This is a genomic window from Lentzea roselyniae, assembly GCF_039537795.1.
GTDB classification, from domain to species: domain Bacteria; phylum Actinomycetota; class Actinomycetes; order Mycobacteriales; family Pseudonocardiaceae; genus Lentzea; species Lentzea atacamensis.
In genome coordinates, this window is sequence record NZ_BAABBE010000016.1 from 1 (window position 1) to 25,272 (window position 25,272).

At 69.7% G+C, this 25,272-nt stretch carries 21 protein-coding genes and 1 pseudogene; 13 read left to right on the top strand and 9 right to left on the bottom strand.

What is annotated here, in order from left to right:
• Window positions 1-223 precede the first annotated feature (223 nt).
• The 4 genes from ABFX45_RS27040 to ABFX45_RS27055 all read right to left on the bottom strand — a co-directional run bounded on the left by ABFX45_RS27040 (window position 224) and on the right by ABFX45_RS27055 (window position 4,907).
• On the bottom strand, window positions 224-625 hold the full coding sequence (locus ABFX45_RS27040) for an SsgA family sporulation/cell division regulator (RefSeq protein ID WP_109638107.1): 402 nt from the start codon (window positions 623-625) through the stop codon (window positions 224-226).
• A gap of 99 nt (window positions 626-724) precedes the next feature.
• Window positions 725-1,666, bottom strand: a complete 942-nt coding sequence (locus ABFX45_RS27045; RefSeq protein ID WP_346132761.1) for a pirin family protein — start codon at window positions 1,664-1,666, stop codon at window positions 725-727.
• Window positions 1,663-3,399: an ABC transporter permease subunit gene (locus ABFX45_RS27050; protein WP_346132763.1), complete on the bottom strand. Its 1,737-nt coding sequence runs from the start codon at window positions 3,397-3,399 to the stop codon at window positions 1,663-1,665. The genes ABFX45_RS27045 and ABFX45_RS27050 overlap by 4 nt, the downstream gene beginning before the upstream one ends.
• Window positions 3,399-4,907, bottom strand: a complete 1,509-nt coding sequence (locus ABFX45_RS27055; protein WP_346132765.1) for an ABC transporter substrate-binding protein — start codon at window positions 4,905-4,907, stop codon at window positions 3,399-3,401. The genes ABFX45_RS27050 and ABFX45_RS27055 overlap by 1 nt, the downstream gene beginning before the upstream one ends.
• 175 nt (window positions 4,908-5,082) lie before the next feature.
• On the opposite strand from ABFX45_RS27055, the gene zapE reads away from it, so the two are divergent.
• Window positions 5,083-6,036: a cell division protein ZapE gene (gene zapE / locus ABFX45_RS27060; protein WP_211337425.1), complete on the top strand. Its 954-nt coding sequence runs from the start codon at window positions 5,083-5,085 to the stop codon at window positions 6,034-6,036.
• Window positions 6,037-6,100: 64 nt separating this feature from the next.
• The gene (locus ABFX45_RS27065) at window positions 6,101-6,874 is read left to right on the top strand and encodes an ion transporter (protein ID WP_346132995.1); all 774 of its coding nucleotides are present in this window, start codon (window positions 6,101-6,103) and stop codon (window positions 6,872-6,874) included.
• Between the two features lie 61 nt (window positions 6,875-6,935).
• On the opposite strand, the gene ABFX45_RS27070 is transcribed toward ABFX45_RS27065, so the two are convergent.
• Window positions 6,936-9,623 (bottom strand): right-handed parallel beta-helix repeat-containing protein, encoded by a 2,688-nt coding sequence (locus tag ABFX45_RS27070; protein WP_346132767.1) that lies wholly within the window; start codon window positions 9,621-9,623, stop codon window positions 6,936-6,938.
• 643 nt (window positions 9,624-10,266) lie between these two features.
• Between ABFX45_RS27070 and ABFX45_RS27075 the strand changes: the two are divergent.
• A pseudogene (locus ABFX45_RS27075) lies at window positions 10,267-11,119 on the top strand (geranyl diphosphate 2-C-methyltransferase).
• Window positions 11,119-12,183: a family 2 encapsulin nanocompartment cargo protein terpene cyclase gene (locus tag ABFX45_RS27080; protein WP_346132769.1), complete on the top strand. Its 1,065-nt coding sequence runs from the start codon at window positions 11,119-11,121 to the stop codon at window positions 12,181-12,183. The pseudogene ABFX45_RS27075 and the gene ABFX45_RS27080 overlap by 1 nt, the downstream one beginning before the upstream one ends.
• Here the strand turns inward: ABFX45_RS27080 and ABFX45_RS27085 are convergent.
• On the bottom strand, window positions 12,174-12,677 hold the full coding sequence (locus ABFX45_RS27085; RefSeq protein ID WP_346132771.1) for a DUF488 family protein, N3 subclade: 504 nt from the start codon (window positions 12,675-12,677) through the stop codon (window positions 12,174-12,176). The genes ABFX45_RS27080 and ABFX45_RS27085 overlap by 10 nt on opposite strands.
• 61 nt (window positions 12,678-12,738) lie before the next feature.
• Window positions 12,739-13,077: a YybH family protein gene (locus tag ABFX45_RS27090; RefSeq protein WP_109638113.1), complete on the bottom strand. Its 339-nt coding sequence runs from the start codon at window positions 13,075-13,077 to the stop codon at window positions 12,739-12,741.
• 76 nt (window positions 13,078-13,153) lie between these two features.
• Between ABFX45_RS27090 and ABFX45_RS27095 the strand changes: the two genes are divergently transcribed.
• From ABFX45_RS27095 to ABFX45_RS27105, 3 genes are all read left to right on the top strand, one after another.
• Window positions 13,154-14,125 carry a helix-turn-helix transcriptional regulator gene (locus ABFX45_RS27095; RefSeq protein ID WP_346132773.1) on the top strand — a complete coding sequence of 324 codons (972 nt, stop codon included), beginning with the start codon at window positions 13,154-13,156 and terminating at the stop codon, window positions 14,123-14,125.
• Window positions 14,126-14,195: 70 nt separating this feature from the next.
• The gene (locus tag ABFX45_RS27100) at window positions 14,196-14,597 is read left to right on the top strand and encodes a peptidase inhibitor family I36 protein (RefSeq protein WP_146231615.1); all 402 of its coding nucleotides are present in this window, start codon (window positions 14,196-14,198) and stop codon (window positions 14,595-14,597) included.
• Window positions 14,598-14,611: 14 nt separating this feature from the next.
• Entirely contained in the window at window positions 14,612-14,968 is a 357-nt protein-coding gene (locus ABFX45_RS27105) for a peptidase inhibitor family I36 protein (protein WP_346132776.1), read from the top strand.
• Window positions 14,969-14,975: 7 nt separating this feature from the next.
• On the opposite strand, the gene ABFX45_RS27110 is transcribed toward ABFX45_RS27105, so the two are convergent.
• Window positions 14,976-16,763, bottom strand: coding sequence for an AfsR/SARP family transcriptional regulator (locus tag ABFX45_RS27110; protein WP_346132778.1), 1,788 nt, complete (start codon window positions 16,761-16,763; stop codon window positions 14,976-14,978).
• 420 nt (window positions 16,764-17,183) lie between these two features.
• Here ABFX45_RS27110 and ABFX45_RS27115 point away from each other — a divergent pair, with 420 nt between their 5' ends.
• The gene (locus tag ABFX45_RS27115) at window positions 17,184-20,306 is read left to right on the top strand and encodes an AfsR/SARP family transcriptional regulator (protein ID WP_233439685.1); all 3,123 of its coding nucleotides are present in this window, start codon (window positions 17,184-17,186) and stop codon (window positions 20,304-20,306) included.
• On the opposite strand, the gene ABFX45_RS27120 is transcribed toward ABFX45_RS27115, so the two are convergent.
• Entirely contained in the window at window positions 20,307-20,741 is a 435-nt protein-coding gene (locus tag ABFX45_RS27120) for a hypothetical protein (RefSeq protein ID WP_109638119.1), read from the bottom strand. It abuts the gene before it with no gap.
• A 141-nt stretch (window positions 20,742-20,882) separates the two neighbouring features.
• On the opposite strand from ABFX45_RS27120, the gene ABFX45_RS27125 reads away from it, so the two are divergent.
• The 5 genes from ABFX45_RS27125 (at window position 20,883) to ABFX45_RS27145 (ending at window position 25,071) form a co-directional block, all read left to right on the top strand.
• On the top strand, window positions 20,883-21,749 hold the full coding sequence (locus ABFX45_RS27125; protein ID WP_346132780.1) for a DUF4394 domain-containing protein: 867 nt from the start codon (window positions 20,883-20,885) through the stop codon (window positions 21,747-21,749).
• A 138-nt stretch (window positions 21,750-21,887) separates the two neighbouring features.
• Complete coding sequence (locus ABFX45_RS27130) at window positions 21,888-22,754, top strand: DUF4394 domain-containing protein (protein WP_346132782.1); 867 nt, start codon at window positions 21,888-21,890, stop codon at window positions 22,752-22,754.
• 85 nt (window positions 22,755-22,839) lie between these two features.
• Window positions 22,840-23,262 carry a GNAT family N-acetyltransferase gene (locus ABFX45_RS27135; RefSeq protein ID WP_233439688.1) on the top strand — a complete coding sequence of 141 codons (423 nt, stop codon included), beginning with the start codon at window positions 22,840-22,842 and terminating at the stop codon, window positions 23,260-23,262.
• A 19-nt stretch (window positions 23,263-23,281) separates the two neighbouring features.
• Window positions 23,282-24,451 (top strand): glycosyltransferase, encoded by a 1,170-nt coding sequence (locus ABFX45_RS27140; protein ID WP_346132784.1) that lies wholly within the window; start codon window positions 23,282-23,284, stop codon window positions 24,449-24,451.
• The gene (locus tag ABFX45_RS27145) at window positions 24,448-25,071 is read left to right on the top strand and encodes a class I SAM-dependent methyltransferase (RefSeq protein ID WP_109638122.1); all 624 of its coding nucleotides are present in this window, start codon (window positions 24,448-24,450) and stop codon (window positions 25,069-25,071) included. Before ABFX45_RS27140 ends, ABFX45_RS27145 begins: the two co-directional genes overlap by 4 nt.
• The last annotated feature ends 201 nt before the right edge of the window (window positions 25,072-25,272 follow it).

The window sequence follows — 25,272 nt, forward strand, 5'->3', positions numbered from 1 at the left end:
GACCAGCACGTACAGTGCGGTAAGGAGGGTGTTCAGGTCTTTCGTCACACATTGATCTTGAACACCCTCCTCCCATGCCCCGGCACCGGGCCGACTTCACCCGAACTTCACGGAATCAGTCATCTAGTGGCGCGTCCCGGACCGTTGGCGAGGTGATTCACGCTCAGCAGGGCACCTCGCGTCTGACCGCGAATTCGCCCGGCAACGTTCCGGGCCACGCCACCTAGTCGAGCAGCTTGCGCAGTTCGGCGTCGAAGTCGACGTAGTCGTTCTCGTGACCGGGGGCGACTACGTCGTACGTGGAGTTGAGGAACTCCTGCAGCTCGGAGGACCGCACGTGGAAGATGGCCTCCGACACGTCGGACCGCAGCTCCAGCACGGCGGTCGTCGAGTTGTACGGCCGCAGCCGCACGTCACCCGCACCGCTGGTGGTGATCAGTCCGTCGGCGAGCAGGTCGCGGCTGACCAGCCACACCGTTTCCTGGCGTCCCATGCGGAACGTCATGGTCACGGCGTGCGGGTCGTCGGCGCGGTAGCCGAGCTCGACCTCGACGGGCATGGGGCGCCCGGACGGGGCGATGAAGGCGAAGACGGACTCGGCGCCCACTCGTGTCACGTTCGTCATGCCCCCTTAGACGCGCGGCAACCTTCGTGGATGCCTCGCTCAGGAAAAGCGATCGGAACGTGATTTTCAACGGTCCGGGAGTATGACTTTTGACAACCGTCACGCGGGGTTGCCGCGCGGACGCAGACGGCCACCGGGAAGTGGTGGTGCTGGCAAACGGACGCCGTCGTAACCGTCCACCCGGCCGAACCTTTCGGCCTCCGCCTGCCATTCGTCCCGGTAGGCGACGATCTCGTCGTGGGTGCGGCCGACGAAGTTCCACCACATGACGATCTCCTCGCCGAACGGCTCGCCGCCGAGCAGCACAACCCTTGCGCCGTCCCGAGTTCCCAAGGTCAGCGCGGTGCGGCCGGTGCCGACGTAGCCGAGCGCGCCGGGGGTGAGAGCGGTTTCGCCGACGGTGACGTCACCGGTGTCGAGCAGGACGCCGTGCTCGAACCCGGGAGCCACGCCGAGCTCGATCGTTGCCCCTGCGGGCAGGATGATCTCCGCGCCGAGCAGCGGTGTGAACGTGGTCACAGGAGACGTCGAACCCGCCAGTTCGCCGAGGAACACCCGCACCGCGGCGCCGTCCAGCGTCACCGTCGGCGGCGCGTAGTGCTGGAAGTCGCGCGGGGCGTCCCGGTGGGCGTCCGGCAGCGCGACCCACAGCTGCACGCCGTGCAGGACGGTGGACGACGGGGTCGACACCTCGGAGTGCGCGATGCCGCGTCCGCCGGTCATCAGGTTCAGCTCGCCCGGCCGCACGAACGCGTGCACGCCGTGGCTGTCGCGGTGTTCGATCTCGCCGGTGAAGAGCCAGCTGACGGTCTGCAGCCCGGTGTGGGGGTGCGGGGCGACGTCCATCTTCACGTCGTCGGGCCCGTAGTGGTCGCAGAAGCACCACGCGCCGATGAGCGATCGCTGCTTCTGCGGCAACGTCCGGCGCACCGACATGGCGCGCGGACCACCCAGCGGTACGTCCCTCGGCTCCAGGACCTCCGCCCCACCTGGGGTGGAGCTGCACGTCACTTCCGCGGGCTCGGCCTCGACATTGCTCACGTGGCCGATCGTAGGCCGGACGCTGCCGCTGATCGGCGTGCCGGGCGTCGCGTCGCGGTGCCGGTCACGGCGAGCACCGAAAGCAGGACGAGCGCGCAGGCCGGTCCGAGCGTCGTCCACGGCGCGAGCTCGAGGTACTGCTGGTTCTCCGACAGCAGCCGGCCCCACTCAGGGGTGGGCGGTTGCTCGCCCAGACCGAGGAAACCGAGTGAGGCGAGCACGAGGACGGTGGTGGGCAGGCGCAGCAGTGCGTTGCGCAGCAAGGGCGGCAGCACGGCCGGGAGCAGGTGGTGGCGCAGCAGGTGCGCCGGTGAGGCGCCCAGCGCGACCGACGCGGTGATGTGATCGGTCGCCCGCTCCTGCTCGAACTGCGCAGCGGCCTGTGCGGCGTACGGGGTCCAGCCCACCAGGCAGACCGCCGCGGCGGCGCCCCACACGGACGGGCCGGTGACCGCGGTCGTGAGCAGCCCGGCCAGGACGGCAGGCAAAGTCGACATCATCTCGGTCAGCCCCGAGCTGATCTTTCCGGTCAGCGCGAGCAGCAGCCCGAGGACCACGCAGACCGCCGTCACCGCGACGGCGACCCCCGTCGTGCGCACCGCGCCGTGTCCGAGCCGGGCGAGTACGTCGCGGCCGAGCGCGTCCGTGCCCAGCGGATGGGCGAGCGACGGGGACAGCAGGCGGGAGGCCGTGTCGACCTGCAACGGGTCGCGGAGCAGCCCGGCCACGACCAGCGTGATCAGGGTGACCGCGCAGAACGCCGCCACCCAGCGGGCCGAACGACGGGGCGGCAGGACCGGGGGACGCGTGGCCGTGAGCCCGCCGTCGCGCAGTGCTGGGCCGAGCAGAGCGCGGCGCAGGAGCTGGACCAGCAGGCCCGCGGCGAAGCCGAGCAGGATGAGACCCAGCGTCGCGGTCTGCAGCGGTGGCAGGTCCTGGGCCAGTGCGGCGTCCAGCGCGAGCCTGCCGAGGCCGGGGATGTTGAAGATCTTCTCCACCGCCACCGCGCCGCCGACCAGCCCGACGACGCTGGGCAGGAACTGCGGGAGCACTCCCGCCAGGGCGCCGCGCAGCGCGTGCCAGGCGATGCGGCCGGAGGTGAACCCGCAGGCGTGCCAGGTCCGCACCCACGGCTCGTCGAACGTGGCGGGCAGCGACTGCTCGAGCAGGGCGCCGATCACCGCCCCGGACGGCACGCCGAGCGCGAGCGCGGGCAGCACCATCGACGCGGGCCCCTGCCAGCCGCCGGAGGGAAACCACCCCAGCCACACCGCGAACACCGTCGCGAGCAGTGAGGCGAGCAGGAACTTGGGCAGTGCGGCGAGGAACGCCGCCCCCGTACCCGCCCGGCTGTCGCGCAGCAGCTGCCGCGATCCGAGGTACGTGGTGCGGGCGCAGAGCAGGGCGGCGACGGCGATGGTCACCACGAGGGCGCCGGCCATCAGCGTGAGCGAGACGGCGAAGGCGTTCGAGACCGCGGGCAGGACGGGTTCGCCCGAGACCCAGGAGGTGCCGGCGTCGCCGCTCAGCCACCGCGCGAGGTGCGTGAACGGCCCGTTGTCCAGACCGAGCTCGTCCCGGACGGCGGCCAGTTGCTCCGGGGTGGGGTCCTGGTCACCGGAACGGGCCCGCAGCACCGTCTGCGCGGGATCCGTCCCGGACAACCAGGGCAGCATCGCGACGGTCGCCAGCAGAGCCGCTCCGGCGACGACGCGGCCGGCCAGACCGCGCACTACTTCAGCCGGGTGTCGACGGTGATCAGCGAGCGCTCACGCGGGTCGAGCAGCACTCCCTCGACGCGCGTGCTGACGCCCTGCACGACCTGCTCGTTGACCAGCGGGATGACGGCGCCGGTGCGCAGGATCTCCGCCTCCGCCCGCATGATCTTCTGCTGCCGCTCCGCGGTGCCTGCTTCCGCGGCAGCGGCGGCGATCGCCTGGTCGACCGCGGGGTCCTTCAGGTCGGCGATGTTGTAGACGCCGGTGCTCATGAAGTCGCTCGTGAGGTACGCGACCGCGTCACCGGTGTCGAGCAGCGTCACCCGTGACAGCAGGAGCGCGTCGTACTTGCCGGCGAGGAGGTCGGCCTCCATCTGCGTGTACTCGCGCACGTCCTGCTGGACGGTGAACCCGGCCTTCTCCAGCTGCTGCTGCAGAACGGACGCGGCCTCGGGCAGTTCGGCGCGGTTGGTGTAGGCGGCCAGGCGCAGCGTCCTGCCCTGCGTCTTCGCCTTGATCTCGTCGGCGGTCGCGGCGGTCGCCCTGCCGGTCACCGGGACCCGCTGGCCGGACGCCCACCCGACAGCGGGTCCGAAGAGGCCCTGCGCGGCGTCGGCGTAGCCGCCGAAGACCGAGTTGACGAGTGCGGAACCGTCCACGGCCGCGTGGGCCGAGGCCCGCAGCGACTCGTCGGTGAAGATGCCGGCGGCGGTGTTGAGGATCAGGCTGTCGGTCCGCACGGACGGCACGTCGTGGCGGGTGTTCTCGTCGAGCAGCTTCGCCTGGGCGGTGGGGATCCACTCGGCGATGTCCACCTCGCCCGAGCGCAGTGCGTTGGTGCGAGCGGCACCGTCGGCGATCCAGGACACGTCGATGCCGGCCGCCTTGGCCTTCCCGCCCCAGTAGTCGTCGAAGCGGTCGAGCGTCGCGCCCGTCTTCCCGGTCAGCTTGGTGATCTTGAACGGACCGGTGCCGGTGCCGATCGGGGTGACGGTGCCGTCCGCCGCGTACGCCTTCGCGGCGAGGATGCCGAGCGCGGGGCTGGCGAGCCGCAGGGGGAGCACCGGGTCGGCGGTCTTGGTGGTGATCGTGACGGTGTCGGCGTCGTCTGCCTTCACGGTCAGCGTCACGTCGCTGAGGACGCGGGGCTTGGACTTGGCCGCGCCGGCGTGGTCGAGCGCGTTGACGACCGACTCGGCGGTGAACTCCGTGCCGTCCTGGAACTTCGCCTGGCGCAGCTCGAAGACCCAGGTGGTGTCGTCCTTGCGGGTCCACGACTTCGCCAGTGCCGGCGCGGCGGCGCCGTCCTTGCCCAGCGCGGTGAGCCCTTCGGCCACGGACAGCTTGCCCAGCACGGTGGCGTCGTTGCTGTACGGCGACAGCGCCTGCACCGGCGGCACGGCGAGCGCGACCTTCAACCGGCCGCTCGCCGCGGTGTTCGCGTCACCGCCCGCGGCGAAACAACCGGCCAGCAGCGGGGTGAGGGCGAGCGCGGCGAAGAGGCGGTGGAGCGGTGAGCGCACGGTGGGTCCTGTCGGGGCGGAGAAGTCGGTCACGCCTCTGATCGGTGGAATCGAGGCCGGGTCAGCTTATAAGGCAAGCCTTACCAATGATTCTAAGGTGATTGAAATCTCAACGATGAGGTGGGTCGCCGGTGGCGCCGGGGCGTGTGATCGTAGGGTGGCGCGGGGGGTACTTGTGGATCTTCGCGACGCGCTGCTCGCACACGTGTCGGGCAGCGGCTACGAACTGGACGCCGCTCAGCTGGTCGCCGTCGACCGGCTGGCGGAGCTGGGGGAGCGCCGCCGGGGCGTCTACCTGCACGGGCCGGTCGGCCGGGGCAAGAGCTTCCTCGCGGACGCCTTCTTCGACGTGCTGCCCGTGAGACGCAAACGCCGCGTGCACTTCCACTCCTTCTTCCAGGAGCTGCACGCACGCATCTCAGCCCGTCTGCATTCACCGGGCGCGGTGAAGAAGGCCGTCGACGAGCTGATCGGCCGTTGCGACGTGCTGGCGTTCGACGAGTTCCACCTGCACGACGTCGGCGACGCGATGCTGATGACCCGCCTGCTGGAAGTCCTGAAGGCGCGCGGTGTCATGGTCGTCGCCACGTCCAACTACCCGCCGGACGGCCTGCTGCCCAACCCGCTGTACCACGACCACTTCCTGCCCGGCATCGCGCTGGTGAAGGAACTGATGGACGCGGTCGAGCTCAACGGCGCCACCGACTACCGGCACCTGCACGGCCGCCCGCGCTCCCGGTTCGAGACCGGCTCGATCGTCACCGACGCCGAACCTCCGGCCGCGCCGGTCGTTCTGGAGATCAACGGCCGGGACGTCACCGCACTCGGGATCGACGGCGGCCGCATCTGGTTCGACTTCGGTGATCTGTGCGAGAAACCGACGTCCACGCAGGACTACCTCGTGCTCGCGGATCGTTACGACGACTGGGTGATCACCGCAGTGCCGCGGCTGGAGACCTGCGATCGTGAGGCGCAGCAACGGTTCTCGAACGTCGTGGACGTTCTGGTCGACCGCGACGTCCGGCTGACGCTGGTGAGCGATCACCCGTTGAGCGAGATCGTCGGCGGCGACTCCCTCGACCTCGTGCGCACCGCCAGCCGTCTGGAGCTGATCAACACGACCGGGTGAACAGTTGGACCGCTTCCACCGCCGATAGGTTCCAAAACCCCTGTGCTAGGAGCGGTGAGTGAAGATGCTGCGCGCCCGCGTCGGCTCGGTTGTGGAGAGCAACCGGTTCCAGCTGTTCATCATCGGCGTGATCGTGGTCAACGCGATCACGCTGGGCGCAGAGACGTCGACGTTCCTGCACGCGGAGTTCGGTCCCGTGCTGACGACGATCGACCATCTCGCACTCGTGATCTTCACGTTCGAACTGGCCGCGCGGCTCTACGCGTCCGGCTGGAAGTTCTTCAAGGACCCGTGGAACGTCTTCGACTTCGTGATCGTGGCCATCGCGCTGATCCCCACCGCGGGGCCGCTGTCGGTGCTGCGCTCGCTGCGCATCCTGCGGGCTCTGCGGCTCGTCGCGATGGTGCCGAGCATGCGGCGCGTGGTGACGGCGCTGGTGAGGTCGATTCCCGGCCTGGTGTCGTTGTCCGGACTGCTGGTGCTGCTCGTCTACGTCGGCGGCGTGATCGCGAGCAACCTGTTCGGCGACACCGGTGACCCGCGGTTCTCCGGCCTGGGCCCGACGTTGCTGACGCTGTTCCAGATCACCACCGGCGACGGCTGGTCGGACGTGATGCGCGACCTGATGGGGCAGAAGCCGTTCGCGTGGGTCTTCTTCCTGGTCTACCTGCTGGTCGGGACGTTCACGATGCTCAACCTGTTCATCGCGGTGGTGTGCAGCGCGATGCAGGAGGAGATCACCCTGCCCGCACCCAGGACCGCATCGCACGACGACCTGCTGCTGCAGGAGGTCCGGGCGTTGCGCGACGAGGTGCGGGCACTGCGATCGGCTGTCTAGCAGGAGATCCCGATCGGCGACGCCGCCGTACACCGATCGGGACCCCTGCAACCCCCGACTGTTACGGGGTGACCGGGACGTTCGTCAGGCCCTTCTTCGCACGGGTGACCGTGTTCGAGGCGTGGACGACGTTCGGCTTCTCCTTGCACTTGGACGTGGACACGACGTAGACGCCGTACTCACCGACGTTGCCGAGGTCGGACCTGTTGTCGCGCCACACGTTGCCGCAGCCGTTCAGGAACGACGGCGTGGTGCTCGGGTTGTGCGTCTCGTAGCCGTTCCTGAACGTGCCGGGCGAGGCGAAGGTGCCGGTGTTGCCCTCGATGAGGTAGCCGGTGCCCTTCACGTCCACCCACGAGTCGGCGGAGTTCGCTCCGCTGATCCCGGTGCCGTTGAACGTGTTGCCGCGGATGACGCCGCCCTGCGTGCCTTCCTTGACGTCGATGTGCTCGGCGGAGACGTTCGGGCCGATCTTGTTGTTGAGCACCTGGACGCGGTCGGACCTGTCGACGCCGCCGGAGTTGCCGTGGCACTTCCAGTTGGAGTTCGCCGATCCGATGTAGACGCCCTCTCCGTAGTCCTTCGTCACGACGCCGGCGTCGGTGATCGTCGAGTTCTTGATGACACCGTCCGCGGAGGAGCGCCGGAAGTGCACGCCTTCCTCGTCGGTCCTGCGGACGGTGACGCCGTCGATCGTGACGTGGTGGGAGTTGTCGAGGATGATGCCCTTCTTGGACTCCGCGACGGTGATTCCCTTGATGTTCCAGTACGGCGCGTTGTACAGCCACAGGCCGTAGCCCGAGTCCCAGCCCGCGGTCGGCACCGGGCAGGGGGTCGGTGCGGTGCCGGACGGGCCGTCGTTGACCAGCACGGCGGTCGACGGGCCGGTGAGCGTGATCGGCGCGCTCGCCGTGCCGGCCTTCGTCGTCACGAACGAGCCTCGGTAGGTGCCGGGTGCGAGCGTGATGGTCTCGCCGGGTTTCGCGTTGGCCAGCGCGGCCTTCAGCTGCTCGGCGGTGGTCACCGTGCCGGGCGTCTCCTCACCGGGTGGTGGCTCGGTGGAACCCGGAACGTTCCTGAGGAACAACGACTTCGCCGAGTCGGTCCTGGAGTTGTCCACGCCGTGACCGCCGGTGTAGTCGCGCTGCTCGTTCTTCGCCCAGTCCGCGATCGGAGTGCCACCGATGTCGAGGTGCTTGTAGGCGCTGCCGTTCCAGCCGAACTGGTAGATCCGCTGCCGGTCGGGGTAGTACGGCTGGTAGGCGCCGTCCGCGGCCAGCTGCTTGGTCATCTCGTTGTTGAAGAACACGTTGCGCGGCCCGGTGGCACCCGACCACCTCACCGCCTTCTTGCCGGCGCCCCACCAGATCGGGAACCAGTTCGAGTCGTCGGGACCGCCGCCGCCTTCCTCACCGCAGTTCGCGCGGCAGTTGCCGGAGCGGTGGGCGTAGGAGACGCGGACCGTGTTGAGCTCGAACAGGTTGTTGCGCTCCCACCCGCCGTGCAGGTTCAGGTCGGAGTCGAAGTCGTTGCCCACCACGACGTTGCCCGACGCGGACCACTGGAACGTGAAGTGCCGCAGGTTGCGCGAGGTGTTGCCGGCGTAGAGCGAGTCCCACACCCGCGAACCGCGGAAGTAGCCGTTGCCGCCCTTGCCCTTGTTCCACGAGCCGTCGAGGTGGTTGTCGACGATCTGCAGGTTCTTGGCCTCCTCGGTGACGATCGGGTGCGACCCGGTCATCTCCGCGCGGATGCCCTTCACCCACGAGTTCGCCGCCCATTTGAAGACGATGCCGTGCATCGCGTCGGCCGGCGCCATGTTGCCGTAGTTGTTGACGGCCTCGGCGGGATTGAGGCTCGGCATCGCCTGCGTGAAGCCGAAGTTCTCGAACCCGATGCCGACAACCGGGTCCACGAGCGGCGACACCTTGGAGTCGTAGGTCGTCCCGTCGATCGCCGGTGAACCGTCCGAGGTGGAGTTGACCGGGACGTCGAACTCCAGCGGCTTGTCGAGCGTGACGGTGTTCGACGACACCGACACCACGGTGAAGATCTGCTGGCGCATGTGCATGTTCAGCATCGGGTACGGCGTCCCGGTGGCGAACTGCTGCTCGTAGAACTTCACCGAGTTCGCGGCGCGGACGTTGACCAGCGCCCCCGGCTTGATGTTCGTGACCGACTGGACCTGGATGGACCGGTCACCGGCCTTCGCTGCGGCGCGCACCTTCGTGCCGGCCTTCCAGTGCACGTTGATCGTGCCTTCGAAGATGTCCTTGCGGTTCTCGGGAGCCGCCGCGTAGTCGCTCGCGTAGGCGGTGTGCACGCCGCGCGACTGGACCCGGAACAGGCCGCGGCCCGGCCACAGCCAGCCGCCCTTGCCCTGCCCGAACGTCATCCCGTCCTCGTCCCAGTCCGAGCCGTCCGGGGTGAGCGCGTCGTAGCGGGTGTTGGCGTCGGGTGTGTAGACCACCTTCGTGGTGGTCGCGCCGGCACCTCTGATGATCAGGTAGTCGGCGTCGACGTGCAGTTCCTTCGAGACCCTCAGCTCGCCGGGGGGCAGCGTGATGAGGCTGAGCTTCGAATAGCTCGCGGTCGGCGAGCACTGCGTCCTGATGGAGTCGATCGCGGCCTGCAGCCCGGCACTGTCGTCGGCGGAGTCGTTCGGACGGACGTTGAACTGAGTGGCGAGTTCCGCCTCGGTGATCTGACAACTCGCGCTCGGGTTCAGCTCATTGTTTCCGGGCAGCACGCCATTGCCGCGATACCCCGCCTTCGACCAGTCGTACAGGCCGGAAATGGGGGAACGTCGGTTGGCTGACGAGACATCCAGGCCCGTCAGTGCAGGTACGGCGGTCGCCGTGGTTGCCGGAACCGCGAGTGAACCGATTAAGAGCAGTGTTAGCAGGGGTATGGAGGTTCGCGTCATTGATAACCCTCTTCGGCAGGGCGGGGGCTATTTCTTTGTAGACGATGGTTGCATATGTGTCAAACATTCACATTCCTGAATCAGGTAATCCTGAAACGGTTTTCAATGACGGTTTTCTGCCTGTTCGGAGAGTTCTCGGAGCAGCTCACGGTTCTGAATCGTGCGAGCCGATTGGGCTGATTGCGAGCCGAGGGCGCCGCGGCCGACCGGTGGCCTCGCGCCAGGATTTCTGTCGTGATGGCGTGGAATCTTGCCCTTACAGTCATCCGGATGGCGAAAGGAGCCCACGGAGGTGGGGGTACCGGCGGGGTTGTGCGGGTTGGGAGGCCCACCGCAGCACGCTTTTCCGCGCACCCGTTCGTGACCGAACCAACCCTGAACGGCGGATCGCCGCCTGGGCCGACAGCTGCAAAGGTCGATGGCTGTTCGGCAGCGAGCGTTCCAACGAACAGGAGCACCACAGGTCATGGCGAGCCCCACTGTGAAGCCGGTTCTGCGCACCGATTACCAGCGTTCCGTCGCGGATTACTGGAACCGGGAGAAGGACCCGGTCAACATAGCTCGGTGAGGTGGACGGTCTCTACCACCACCACTACGGGCTCGGCGCGTACGACCCGGCCGTGCTGGAAGCGCCGGCGGAGGTTCGCGACGAGGCGATCATCGCCGAGATGCACAGGCTCGAGACCGCGCAGGCCGAGGTGCTGCTGAACCACTTCGGCGACATCCCGCTCGGTGGCAGGCTGATGGACGGCGGCTCCGGCCGCGGCGGCACGAGCTTCATGGCCAACGGCCGGTTCGGCTGCGAGGTCGACGGCGTCAGCATCTCCGAGCAGCAGGTGGCGTTCGCGAACGACCAGGCCGTGCAACGCGGTGTCGCCGACCGGGTCCGGTTCCACTTCAAGAACATGCTCGACACCGGCTTCGAGACCGGCGCGTTCAACGGCATCTGGACCAACGAGACCACGATGTACGTGGACCTGCAGCAGCTGTACGGCGAGTTCGCGCGGCTGATCGCGCCCGGCGGCCGGTACGTCTGCATCACCGGCTGCTACAACGACCTGACGGGCGGCCGCTCGCGTGCGGTCAGCCAGATCGACCAGCACTACATCTGCAACATCCACCCGCGCAGCGAGTACTTCAAGGCGTTGGCGGACAACGGTTTCGTGCCGATCAGCGTGGTCGACCTGACGCCGGAGACCATCCCGTACTGGGAGCTGCGCGCGAAGTCGTCGGTCGCGACCGGCATCGAGGACCCGTTCCTCACCGCGTACAGGGAGGGCAGCTTCCACTACCTGCTGATCGCCGCGGACCGCGTCTGATGCGGGATCTCCTCTCCGGGCCGTCCGGGCTGGGCACCTCCGCGGCCCGGCTCGGGCGGCCAGAGGCCGTCGACCTGCCGCCGGAGCCCGGTTATGCGGAACGACCGTGGGGTGACGGCACGGCGCCGCCGTTGTACGTGCCGGTGGTCGAACGCGAGGACGACCTGCTGGCCGCCGCCGTCGACGAGCGGCTCGTCGCGTGGGCGGGGGACTGCGGCTTCGAGAAGCCCGAACGGTTCCTGGGCGGCATGTTCGGCAGGCTCGCCGTGCTGACCCACGTGGACACCGACGACGTCGAGCAGCTGCTGATCGCCGCCAGGCTGAACGCGGCGTGGTGGGCCGCCGACGACCTGTACGCCGACAGCACCGAGATGGGAGCGATCCCGGCAGAGCTACCGCCCAGGCTGGCGCTGGCGATGGCCGCGATGGACCCGGTGGCGCCCGCCGCCGAGTTCACCGAGGAGCTGGAGGAGGTGCTGGCGGCGGACCCGGTGCTCGTCGGCCTGCGCTCGGGCATCGCGCACCTGTCGTCCCGCAGCACACCCACTGTGGTGCAACGGGTCTGCTACTCGACGTTCGCGATGTTCGTGTCGTGGAGCGCCTACGCGGCCTGGCGGCACACCGGCAACTACCCGCCGGCGTGGCAGTACCTCGCGACGCGCCAGCACGACACGTTCTACACGTCGATGACCCTGATCGACGCGGTCGGCGGCTACGAGCTGCCCGCGCCGCTGTACTACGACCCGCGCGTGCGGCAGCTGCTGACCGCCGCGGGCACGGCGTCGGTGATCGTCAACGACCTGGTGTCGGTGGAGAAGGACGCCGCCGACGAGAAGCCGGTCTGCAACATGGTGCTGCAGATCGCGGCGGACCGGGAGTGCTCGATCGCCGAGGCCACCGCACGGACCGTGAAGCTGCACAACCAGCTGGTGCGCGACTTCGAGGCGGGCCACAGGGCGCTGCTCGCGGTGCCATCGGTGGAGCTGCACCGGTTCCTGAAGGGCACCAAGGCCTGGATGGGCGGCGGCTTCGAATGGCACACCACCCACCCGCGCTACAAGTAGTTCAGGCCCTGGTCGGGACGGAGGTCGGTGACCGGCAGGCGGTGATCGGTGTGCAGGCGTGCGGCCACGAGTGAGCGGTGGCACGCCTCCGGGTCGCGCTCGACGCAGAGCAACCCGGTCGTGGTCGAGCTCGGCAGCTCGGCCACAAGTGCACCGAGGTCGAACGGGTCGAGGATCTCGCGGGTGTAGTGCTCGGTGTACTCGGGCGCCAGGGCGACCCGGTCGCGCTTGCCCACGCCCTGCCGGTCGTCCTCGCGGTACTGGAGCTGACGCATCTCCGTCGTCGGCGCGAGCTCCTTCACGTGCCGATAACCGATGTCCGCCGCGGCGAGCAGGCGCTGGAGCTGCGCCGAGTTCGCCCAGGCGTACTCAGAGCCGCGGACACCGCGGCGCTGGCGGACGTCGAGCAGCAACCCCACGCCCGCGCTGGTGAGCTTCTCGGCGAAGGTTTCCGCCGTGAAGCCGTAGACACCGATCGTCGCGATGCGCCTCATCGTCACAACCTCCATTGTGGACGGCGGTGGGCCTGGTCGCGCCGGGCCCACCGCCACCCTGTCACGGCACCAGCACCGGCTGGTCCAGGACCCACAACCACGACCCGTCCGGCTGACGGCGGGCGACCTCGACCGTCATCTCACCGGTGGTCAGCGTGGACGCCGTGAGCGCCAGGTCGCCGCTCACCAGCGCCGGGTGCTGCCTGCCCGGCAGCAGCTCCGGTGCGGCGGCGACGAACTGCTCGTACACCTTGCGGATCTCCGCGTGCCCGGTGGCGATGTTGCCGGGCGGGAACGCCAGCACGGCGTCCGGTTCGTACAACGCCACCAGTCCGTCGACGTCGCCCGCGTTGCCGCGTTCGATGAAGAACCTGCCCAGATCGTTCGGCTCGGTGGCCACTGTCCTGCTCGTCATGTGGATCACCCTGCCAATGAATCACGACATCCTGTGTCGTGTATTCCCGTAGGGTTTTCCCATGCGTGCCGACCGGTTGGTCTCGCTGGTTCTGCTGCTGCGCCGGCACGGCCGGATGTCCGCGACCGCCCTCGCCCGCGAGCTGGAGGTGTCCACCCGCACCGTGCTGCGCGACATCGACGCGCTGTCCGCGGCCGGCGTCCCCGTCTACGCCGAACGCGGCCGGCACGGCGGTTTCGCCCTGCTGCCGGGTTTCCAGACCGAGCTCACCGGGCTGAACCACGACGAGGCACTCGCACTGCTGGTCGCCGGATCACGGCGCGGCGCACAGGCCTTCGGCCTCGGCACGGCACTCGCCTCGGCGATGCGCAAGGTGGTGGACGCGCTGCCCGAGAGTTATCGGGCCACCGCCGCCGACGCCGCCCAGCGGCTGCTCATCGACCCGGAGACCGACCTCCTCGCCCGCCGGCAGATCACCGACGAGGTGCCCGACGCCGTTGTGGCCGAGGTCCGGCGCGCGGTTTTCGCGGGCCACAAGCTCCGCATCCACTACGCGGCCGCCGGTCAGCAGCCGAAGTGGCGCACGGTGGACCCGATCGGCCTGGTCACCGTGCGGGAGCAGGGTTACCTGCTGGCCACGAGGTCGGGGGAGGACCGCACCTACCGGCTGTCCCGGATCGTGGCCGCGGAGGAACTGCCCGAGCCGGCGGAGCGACCGGACCGGGTCGACCTGGACCGGGCGTGGCAGGAACGCAGCGCGCGGTTCCGTGCCGGCGACGACCAGGTGACCGTGCTGCTCCGGCTGGACCCGGCGAGGCGGGGCGACCTGATGGCGGTGGCCGTCCTGACCGAGGAGACCGGCGCGGACGGCTGGCTGCGGCTGGAGGTGACCTTCCAGGACGCGAGGCACGCCGAATGGGCGGTGTGGCAGCTGTCCACGAACGCGGAAGTCCTGGCCCCGCAGTGGTTGCGCGCCTCCCTGCGCGACCGTGCCGCCGCACTCGCCGCCCTGCTCACGGTTAGTGGTGGTTAGTGTTCGGATAGCGCGGTTCCCCAGTCTTGGTGCCGAGGCGAGATCGCCTCGCAGAGAAGGGGGAATTCTCTTGATCCGCAAAACGATGATGGTGCTGGCCGGTGCGGCGTTCGCCGCGTCACTGGTGTCGCTGCCCGCGAGCGCCGCGCCCTCGCCGTCGCTCATCGAGGCCAACGACGTGTCCGCCGCGGCGTGGAGCGACTGTCCCGCCGCCAGGATGTGCATCTGGACCGGCCTCGACGGCAACGGCGGGATCGGCTACTTCGCCAACGGGGACGCGAACCTCGGTGCGGCTCCCGGCCCGAGCGGACTGAACAACACCGCCGAGAGCGCGTGGAACCGCAGCGGTTCGCGGTTCTGCTTCTACGACGGGGCGAACTACTCGGGCTTCCTCGGTGACGTGCTGCCGGGTGAGCAGGGGAACATCAAGCCGGAGTACCGCAACCGGATCTCGTCGCTGAAGACCTGCTGACGGGAGACGGAACCGTGGTTACCGGCAGAGCAACAGCGCTGGTGGCCGGTGCGGTGATGGCGGGGTCGCTGTTCGCGGCGGCCCCGGCCTTCGCCTCCACCGCTGCCGCAGCTCAGTGTCCCGCAAACCGGTTCTGCGCGTGGACCGATCCCGGCCACACCGGTACGTCCGCCACGTTCGCGACCGGTGCGTTCGAACTGGGCGGCCAGGCCGACAACAACATCGAGAGCGTGCGGAACCGCACCAGCTCGCGGTGGTGCCTGTACGACCTGCGCGGCTTCCGGGGCCTCCTGGACGTCGTGGAAGCCGGTGAGGAAGGAGACCTGCCCGCGCCCGCGCGGAACAAGGTCTCGTCCCTCCGCGTCTGTTAGGGCCTGGTCATCGGGCGGCTGTCGAAAAGGCGACAACCCTGGCGATGGCCGCCCGTGCCCGGGTGATCACCGCGTCCCGTTCCTGCTCGGTTTCGGCCTGCTCCACCGAAAAGCACCGCACCAGGTCATGCATGCCGTAACGGATCGTCGGGCCGCGGTCGACCGCGCTCACCAGGTGCCAGCTGACGAGGTCCTCCAGCACCCGTTCGGCGTGGTCCTGCCCGGTGTCGAGCAGAGCGGCCGCGAGCCAGCCGGGTACCGGTGCTGCGGGCAGCAGCCCCATGCGCCGGAACAACGTCTGGTGCGGCGCGGGCAGCTGCCGGTAGCTCGCGTTGAAGCTGGCCCGCACGTCGAGGTCGCCCGCCTCCAGCCAGTCGAGCCTCGTGCGTTCGTCCGACAGCCGCGCGGCCAGGTCGTCGCTGGTCCAGTGTGGACGGTCGAGTAGCAGTGCTCCCGCTATCCGCAGCGCGAGCGGCAGGCCACCGCACCTGGCCACCAGCGCTTCTCCCGGTGGTGCGCCGGTGATCCTGGTGAGCAGCTCGGCGGACTCGGCCGCGTCGAACAAGCAGAGCCGGACCAGCCGGGCGCCTTCGAGTTCGGTGAGCGAACGCCTGCTCGTCACCAGGACCGCGCAGCCGGGTTCGGCGGGCACGAACGGCCGCACCTGACCGGCGTCGCCCGCGTTGTCGACGACGAGCAGCACCTCGCGTCCGGCCAGCAGGTCCCGCAACAGGGCCGAGCACTCGTCTTCGGCGGATGGCACGAGATCCGCGGGAACGCCCAGCGCGCGCACGAACTGCCGCAACGCGGCCATCGTGTCGTCACCGCGCAGCGAGGCGAAGAGCTGGCCGTCCGGGAAGCGCTCGCGCACCTGGTGGGCGAGCTGCACGACGAACGACGTCTTGCCGAGCCCTGCCGTGCCGGACACCACCACGAGCGGAGGCCGCGTCCAGGCGCCGGTCAGCACGTCCGAGAGCTCGGTCAGCAGATCGGCACGGCTGACGAAGTCGGGCAGTGCCGGTGGTAGCTGCCGCGGCCGATGTGCCTTGCGCGGCATCGGAAACGCAGGCCGCGTGTCCTGCTCGCCGCGCAGGATCCGCGTGTGCAGCGAGCACAGTCGTGCGGACGGTTCGACGCCGAGCTCGGCCACCATCGTGCGGCGGAACGAGTGGAACACGTCGAGGGCCTCCGACACCCTGCCGCGCCGGGCCAGCGCGGTCATCAGCTGGGCGCGAAACCGTTCCCGCAGCGGGTGTCCCGCGACCACCGCCGTCAGCTCGCCGATCAGGTCGGCGTTGCCGCCCAGCAGGAGTTCGGCGTCGATGCGCTCCTCCAGCACGGTCATCCGCAGTTCGTCGAGCCGGCAGGCGACGGACTCGACGAGTGGCGGGTCGACCGGCCCGTCCCATCGCCCGAGCGCCGCACGCAGCGTGCTCGCGCCGAGCGCCACCTCACCGTCCGCGATGAGTGAGCGCGCTCTCGCAAGATCGGCGCGGACCAGTTCGACGTCGAGCTCCGCCGTGGTGGCGTGCAGGACGTATCCCGTCGGCGCGGTCGTGATCCGCTCGCGGCCGAGCAGTCTCCTCAGCCGCGAGATGATGCCCTGCAGCTGCACCTTCGCCGACGACGGCGGCCTGGCACCCCACAGTTCGTCGATCATCCGGCTGAGCGGGACGACCTCGTTGGCGTGCCACACGAGCAAGGCCAGCACGGTGCGCGTCTGCGGTGTGCCGACCGCGATCTCCGTACCGCCGCTTTCCAGCCGAAATGGTCCGAGCAATCGGAAAAACCACATGCCCCAGTACCTCCCCCAGTACTGCCCCCCACGACAAGAGTGGCACAGGGTCCGGGGCCGGCGCGAGCACTTCGGCCGAACCCGAGGATTCGTCCAGTCAATTCCCGCCCAGGTCCGGGTGTGCGCAGCCGTGACCCCATTCGCCGCGAATATGTCGCGATCAATGATTTCCGCACGCACGCCCCGGTTTCTGGGAAACGGTGCGCCAAATGGTTGTCGCGGAAAGCTCGGTGCAGCGGTCGTTCGGCGCTGACGGTGCAGCTAGGTCCCGGGTCACCCACCGGATCGGCGGCCGGGGCCGGGGGCACCACCGGTTGGCTGTGCGGGGAATGGGCTGAGCGGACCCAATATCGGGTCCCAGCGGAGGGCGTTGGACTGTTGTCCTTGTGGCACAGCTGTCCGTTAATTACGTTCAGGACAGTGGCAACGAGGTCTGTGCGAATCCAGGTGCTGGGTTCGATGCGGGCGTGGAAAGACGGTGCGGAACTCGAGCTCGGCCCACCCGCCCGGCGAGCTGTGCTGGGACTGCTCGTGCTCGCGGAGGGCGAGCCGGTGGCCGCCGGGAGCCTGATCGACGCCCTGTGGGGTGAGCGACCACCGCGCAGCGCCGTGAACGTCCTGCAGACCCACGTCAAACACCTGCGGCGGTTGCTGGAGCCGGGCCGGTCGTCCCGGTCGAGCAGCGAGGTCCTGCCCTACGTCAACGGCGGTTACGCGGTCAACCAGGCCGTCGTGACCGTCGACCTGACCACGTTCCGCAGCCTGGTCGCCGAGGCGAACGAGGCCTATCGCAACGACCGGTGGGACCACGTCGCAGCAGGGCTGGGCGAGGCGCTGGCGTTGTGGCGCGGGCGGCCGGTCGCGGACATCCCGTTGCTCGCCACGCATCCGAAGGTCGTGTCGCTGATCGCGAAGCACCGTGAGGTGGTGGCGAGGCACGGCGACGCGATGATCGCGATCGGTGCGGCGGCGGAGGTGCTGCCCGAGATGGCGGAGGCCGCCGCCGAACAGCCGCTGGACGAATCCGCGCAGGCCCGGCTGATCCGCGCGTACCACGCCGCAGGACACCGGGCCAAGGCTTTCCAGACCTACCACGAGGTGCGGGACCGGCTCGTCGAAGAGCTCGGCATCGACCCGGGTCCGGAGCTCCGCGCCGCCCACGCGACGCTGCTGCACGACGACGGCAGGACGGCCGCGGCACAGTCGCGTCCGGTGCCGCGGGTGCCGCGGCAGCTGCCGGCGCGGCCGGCGGGCTTCACCGGGCGGACGGCACAGCTGTCCACATTGGACGATCTGGTGCCCGCGAGCCCCGGCGGCGCGCTGGCGATCGCCGCGATCTCCGGCACCGCGGGCGTCGGCAAGACGGCGCTCGCCGTGCACTGGGGACACCGCGTCAGCGACCGGTTCCCCGACGGGCAGCTCTACGCGAACCTGCGCGGGCACACCAGAGGCGGTGCGGCGCGGCCGATCGAGGTGCTCGCCCAGTTCCTGTCCGCGCTGGACGTTCCCGCCGAGCGCGTGCCGGTCGACGTGGAGGCGGCGTCGGCGATGTTCCGCACCCTGACGACGGACCGGAAGATGCTGGTGCTGCTGGACAACGCCGCGGGGCCGGACCAGGTCCGGCCGCTGCTGCCCGCCGGTCCCGGCTGCCTCGTGGTGGTGACCGGCCGCGACCGGATGACCGGCCTGGTCGCGATGCACGGCGCCCGTCAGCTCACGCTCGACGTGCTCAACCCCGATGACGCGCTGGAACTGCTGGCCTCCGTGCTCGGGCCCGGCCGGGTCAGAGCCGAGCCGGCGGCGGCAGCGGACTTCGCCAAGCTGTGTGCCTACCTGCCGCTCGCGTTGCGGATCGCGGCCGCCAACCTCTCCGACCGTCCCGGCTACGGGATCGACGACTACGTCCTGGAGCTGAGGGAGGGCAACGTGCTGACCGCCCTCGCGGTGCCCGGCGACGAGCAGGCCGCGGTGCGAGCGGCGTTCGACCTCTCCTGCGCGGCACTGCCCGCGGCGGCGCAGCGGTTGTTCCGCCTGTTGAGCCTCATCCCCGGACTCGACGCCAGCACGGAGGCGATCGCGGCGCTCAACGGCACGGACCCCGGACCATTGCTGGACCGCCTCGCCGGGGCGCACCTCGTCGAGCCCAGCGCACCCGGTCGCTACAGCTTCCACGACCTGCTCCGGCGTTACGCCGCCGAACAGGCGTCGAGCCAGGAGACACCGGCGGACCGCGAGTCGGCCCTGCGGCGGTTGTACGACTGGTACCTGCACGCCGTCGACACCGCGGCCCGGCACCTCTACCCGCACATGCTGCGCCTGCCGGTACCCGAACTCGACGCCAGGACACCCGCCGGCGTCACCGGACCAGCGGAGGCGACGAGCTGGCTGGACGCCGAACGCGGCAACCTCGTCGCCGCGGTCCGGTCGGGACCCCGTCCCACGACGTGGTTGCTCGCGGACGCCCTGCGCGGCTACTTCTGGTTGTCCACTCGCCGGGTCGAGTGGCTCGCCACGGCGGAAGCCGGGCTCGCTGCCGCCGAGGAGGCGGGCGACCCCAGGGCACGGGCCGCCGGCCGGCTCAGCCTCGCCGACCTGTACTTCCGGCAGGGCAGGTACCGCGAGGCCGTGCGGCACTACACGCACGCGCAACTGCTGGCGCGGCAGGCGGGCTGGGTCGAGGCGCAGGCCGCGGTGCTCGGCAACCTCGGCTGCGTCTACTGGCAGTCCGGCCGGCTCGAAGCCGCCGCGGCCAGGTTCGGCCGCTGCCTGGAGGTGAGCAGGAGCATCGGCCAGTCGGCGGGCGAGGCCGTCGCACTCGGCAACCTCGGCCTCGTCCACTGGGAGATGGGCCGGCTGGCGCAGGCGGCGGAGCACTACACCCTGGCGTTGAACCGGCACCGGCAGATCAGGTCCCGCTACGGCGAGGCGATCAACCTCGGCAATCTCGGTCACGTGCAGCGCCTCCGCGGTTTGCCGGGTGAAGCGGCCCAGCTGCTGATCCGCGCGCTCGCCCTGCACCGCGAGGGCGGCAACCGCAGCAGCGAGGCCCAGACGCGCAGCAGGCTCGCCGCGACGTACCTCGACCTCGGCCGTGGCCGGGAGGCACTGGAGTTCGCCCGCACCGGCCTCGTCCAGGCGCAGGAGACCGGTGATCCCCGGATCGAGGTGGAGGCACTCGCCGTGCTGGCCACCGCGGACCACCGGCTCGGGCACCGGGCGGACGCGATCCGCCACTACCGCCAGGCACTCGACCTCGTGCGCAACACCGGAGACCGGTACCCGGAGATCGAGATCCTCATCGGCCTGGCGACGGTCACCTCGGACGTCGAGCGTGCGAGGCATGCGCTCGACCTCGCTGAACGCGGGGGCTACCGCGCGTTGCAAGGTCAGGCGATGGCCGCTCTCGCCGGCATCCTGCTGGCGTCCGGGAAACCGCGCGACAGCGCGAGCCACGCGTCGCGCGCGCTCGAGATCCACCGGGAGACCGGCCATCGCCAGGCCGAAGCGTTCACGCTCGCCGTGCTGGAGCGGGCGGGCGGGTGACTACTCCACGATCCGGTCGCCGATTCCCTTCTCCGGGATGTGACTGGCACCGTTCGGCTGGATGATGATCTTGGCCCACGGGGTCACGCTCGCCGGCCTGCCGGCGGAGTTCTTGCAGGAGAACTCGGACATGTTGAACGTCTCCCAGGCTCCGTCGCCGTTCGGCACGGGCTTCTCGTACTCCTCGGCGTTGGTCACCCAGACGCACGTGGTGCCGTCTGCCTCGTGTGTGACGTGCGGCGTGATGAAGGTGATCCGTCCTTCGTCCACGCACCAGGAGACCTGGTAGGTGTAGCTCCATTTGCCGGGTTCGGCGAGCCGCACCGTCTCGGAGGTCAGCAGCGGCGTCTCGCACTTCTCCTCGGCCGCCTGGGCAGTGGTGGTCGGCAGCCCGGCGAAGAGGACGACCGCACATCCGATGATCGTCGCTTTCATCGTGTTCCCCCTCGAAATCGTGTGCTTCCAATGTGGTGCCTGCAGCCGGATGTCCGCAAGGGAGGTCCAACCCGCGTCCAATCGACGTCCAGTCGTGCCGAATAGCTTGTGCCGCAGGGTTTTCCAACAGGGGAGGAACTGATGAAGGCGCGAACCAAGAGGGGTGTCGCCGCGGCGGCCGTCGTCGCCTCGGTGGCGGCGGCCGTGATCGGTGGCGGCGGGAGCAGCGCTGCTCAGCCGTCCGGCCTGAGAGCGTTCGGGATCTCGGCGGACGGCACGCTGATGGTGACGTTCACGACGAACCTGCCGCAGGAGCTGAACTGGGTGCGGCAGATCCAGGGTTTCTCGGGTGACACCGCGGCGATCGGCCTCGACCAGCGCGTGCAGGACGGCCTGTTGTACCTGGTGGGCAACAAGGGAGGCATCTACACGGTGAGGCTCCCGAACCTGCCCTCGCAGCCGAACCCGATCATCACGAAGGTGTCGCAGCTGACCGTCGCGTTGCACGGCACGAACTTCGGCATCGACTTCAACCCGGCGGCCGACCGGCTCCGGGTGACCAGCGACACCGGGCAGAACCTGCGCCACGACCTCAACGCGCACAGCACGGTCGCGGACACGATGCTGTCCACCCCGCCGACGCCGGGAGCCACCAAGGGCGTCACCGCGGCGGCCTACACGAACAACGACCTGGACCCCGGCACCGCGACCACGCTGTTCGACATCGGCACGATGACCGACCAGGTGCTGATCCAGTCGCCGGCGAACAACGGCACGCTGGCTCCGACCGGCAGCCTCACGGTGGACGCCGGCAGCAACGCGGGCTTCGACATCTTCAGCACTCTGTCCGGCGGGAAGGCGGTGTCCGTGGCGGGCTTCGCCACTCTCGTCGCACCGAACGGCACGTCGTCGCTCTACAGCATCAACCTGCTCAACGGGACCGCGACCAGCCTCGGGCAGTTCCCGCTGCCGATCACGGACCTGGCGATCTCGCTGACCGGAAGCTGAACACTCCCGGCCGGCAGCGAGCCCCGTCCCGGAACCCGCCCGTGTTCCGGGACGGGCGCGGGCCGCTGCCGTCCAGTCGACGTCCAGTCCCCTGGAATAGCTTGTGCCCCAAGGAATTTGGCACAGGGGAGTGGGCTGATGAGGGCACGGATCAAGAAGGTTGCCGCCGCGGCGGCCGTGGCGGTGTCGGTGGCGGCGGCCGTGGTCGCCGGCGGGAACAGCAGTGTCGCGCAGCCGTCGGGACTGAGAGCGTTCGGGATTTCGGCGGACGGCACGCTGATGGTCACGTTCACCACCGATCTGCCGCAGGAGCTGAACTGGGTGCGGCAGATCCAGGGCTTCTCGGGCGACACCGCGGCGATCGGCCTCGACCAGCGCGTACAGGACGGTCTGCTGTACCTGGTGGGCAACAAGGGAGGCATCTACACGGTCAAGCTCCCGAACCTGCCCTCGCAGCCGAACCCGATCATCACGAAGGTCTCGCAACTGTCGGTTCCGCTGTGGGGCACGAACTTCGGGGTCGACTTCAACCCGGCGGCCGACCGGCTCCGGGTGACCAGCGACATGGGCCAGAACCTGCGGCACAACCTCGGTGACCACACCACGACGGAGGACGCGATCCTGTCCACCCCGCCGGCACTCGGGCCGACCAGGGGCGTCACCGCCTCCGCCTACACGAACAACGACCTGAACCCGGAGACCGCGACCACGTTGTTCGGCATCGGCACGGCGACCGACGAGGTGCTCATCCAGGCGCCGGCCAACAACGGGCTGCTGAGCGCGACCGGCAAGCTCACCGTCGACGCGGCCAGCAACGCGGGCTTCGACATCTACAGCACGCTGAGCAACGGGAAAGCGGTTTCATCGGTCGGCTTCGCCGCCCTGATGGCATCGAACGGCACGTCGTCGTTGTACAGCGTCAACCTGCTCAACGGGACCGCGACCAACCTCGGGCAGTTCCCGCTGCCGATCGCGGACCTGGCGATCTCGCTGACCGGAAGCTGACGCCGCGCAGGTGACCAAGTGGCCTTTCAGGATACTCGCCGACTGGGTATCCCGAGAGGCCACTTCGTCGCGGACGATCAGCGGTGTGACCATCAGCGAGCTGAACGACGAGAACACCGCGCTGGCGTACGACGCGATGCGTGCACTCCGCCCGCATCTCACGTTCGAGGACGCCTTCGTCTCGGCGGTGCGGATCCAGCGCAAGGAGGGCTACCGGCTCGTCGCCTCCTTCGATCCGGCCGGCAGGGTCGCCGCGGTGGCGGGATTCCGCCACATGACGAACCTCTACGCCGGATCGCACCTCTACATCGACGACCTGAGCACTCTCCCGTCCGCGCGCAAGCAGGGCCACGCGAGCGCGTTGCTGAGCTGGGTCGACGAGGAGGCCCGCCGGCTCGGTTGCGCGGGAGTGCACCTGGACTCCGGAACGCCACGGCACGACGCCCACCGGCTCTACCTGAGTTCGGGTTACGTCATCCCGGCGCTGCACTTCAGCAAAACGTTCTGAGGCGGGCAGACTGGCGGGCGTGCGGGTAGCTGTCGTCTCAGGGGGCGATCCGGGCCACGTCGTCCCGGCGATGGCGTTGTGCCTGAGGTTCGCCGAGGCCGGGGACACTCCGGTCCTGCTCACCGGAGGCCGGTGGGTCGACGCCGCCGTGGGCGAGGGGATCACGGCGTCCCGGGTCACCGGCCTGTCGCTGGCCGACCTGCGGGACGCGCCGGACATCGGCCGTGCGCTGCACGACCAGGCCGCGGTCCTGGCGACGGCACTCACCCCGCAGCTGGCCGCTCTCGCGCCGGATCTGGTGGTGTGCGACGTTCTGGCGCTGGGCGCGAGCATGGCCGCGGAGTTGCTCGGTGTGCCGTGGGCGCAGCTGTCGCCACATCCGCTCTACGAACCGTCTCGCTGGCTCCCGCCCATGGGCAGCGGCCTGGCTCCGGGAACCGGGGTGCGCGGCCGGCTGCGGGACGCGGTGCTCCGCGCGATGACCGCCAGGTCGATCCGCCAGGGCGAGCGGCAACGCGCCGTCGTGCGGCAGCGGGTCGGCCTTCCCCCGCGAGGGCCGGGGCCCGTGGTGCGGTTGATCGCGACGCTGCCCGCTCTGGAGGTGCCGCGCCAGGACTGGCCGGACAACGCCCACGTCGTCGGTCCGCTGCTGTGGGAGGCGAGCCGGTCGAGGATGACGCCACCACCGGGGACCGCCCCGCTGGTGATGATCGCCCCGTCGACGGCGTGGACGGGCGCCACCGGCATGGCCGAGATGACGCTGGAGGCGTTGCGGGACATGGGAGTGCGGGCCGTGGTGTCGACGTTCGCGCCGCCACCTGCCTGCCTGCCGGAGTGGGCGCGGTCGGGGCCGGGCAGGCAGGACGAGCTGCTGCGCGAGTCGTCGGTGCTGGTGTGCGGCGGCGGGCACGGGATGCTGGTCAAGGCGCTGCGGGCAGCGGTTCCCGTCGTGGTGGTGCCGGGCGGGGGCGACCAGTGGGAGATGGCCAACCGGGTGGCGCGGCAGGGAAGCGGCCTGATCGTCCGTCCGGCCACTGTGGACGGTTTGCGTGAGGCGGTCCGTCGTGTGCTGGACGATCCCGGATTCGCCGCTGCCGCGTCCGCCGCGGCCGATGTGGCCGACGTGCGCGATCCCGTCGAGGTGTGCCGTGCCGCCGTGGACGCTCTGCCGGAAGGGGCATCGACATGAGCAGGAAGCCCGGCATCGACGGTCTCCGCGAGGTGTGGGATCGCTACGCTCCGCGTTACGACCGCGACATCGGCTTCTTCGAACGCGTCCAGTTCGGCGGCGGCCGCGAATGGGTGTGCTCGCAGGCCTCGGGCGCCGTGCTGGAGGTGGCCATCGGCACGGGCCGCAACCTTGAGCACTATCCGGCGGGCGTGGAGGTCACCGGCCTCGACCTCAGCCCGGTGATGCTCGGTATCGCCCGTGAGCGCGCCGCCTCGCTCGGCCGTGAGGTCTCACTGCACGAGGGCGACGCGCAGGCCTTGCCGTTCGCCGACGCCTCGTTCGACACCGTCGTCTGCACTCTCGGCCTGTGCGGTGTGCCAGACGAGTGCAAGGCGATCGCCGAGATGCACCGCGTGCTGCGTTCCGGCGGGAAGCTTCTGCTCCTCGACCACGTCGGCAGCCACCACCGGCTCGTCCACTTCGGACAGTCGCTGCTGGAGAAGCTGAGCGTGCGGATGTGCGGCGACTACCAGACCCGCAGGCCGCTCCTGTTGCTGGAGCAGACCGGTTTCGTGGTGCACCGGCAGGAACGGCTCAAGCTTGGCACGGTCGAGCGGGTGGCCGCGGTCAAGCCCTGATTCGGATCGCGACCAACGGCAGCAGCGCGAGCACGAGAACACCGCCAGCGAGCGACAGGGCGGGTAGCCGGCACTCGCGACGACGAAACCGGAAGCCATGCCACCGGTCGCACCGGCGACCGCGATCGCCATGTCGATGCGCCTCTGCACGGTGGCGCGGGACTCGAGCCGGCACGGCGTCGGTGATCAGCGCGCCGCTGA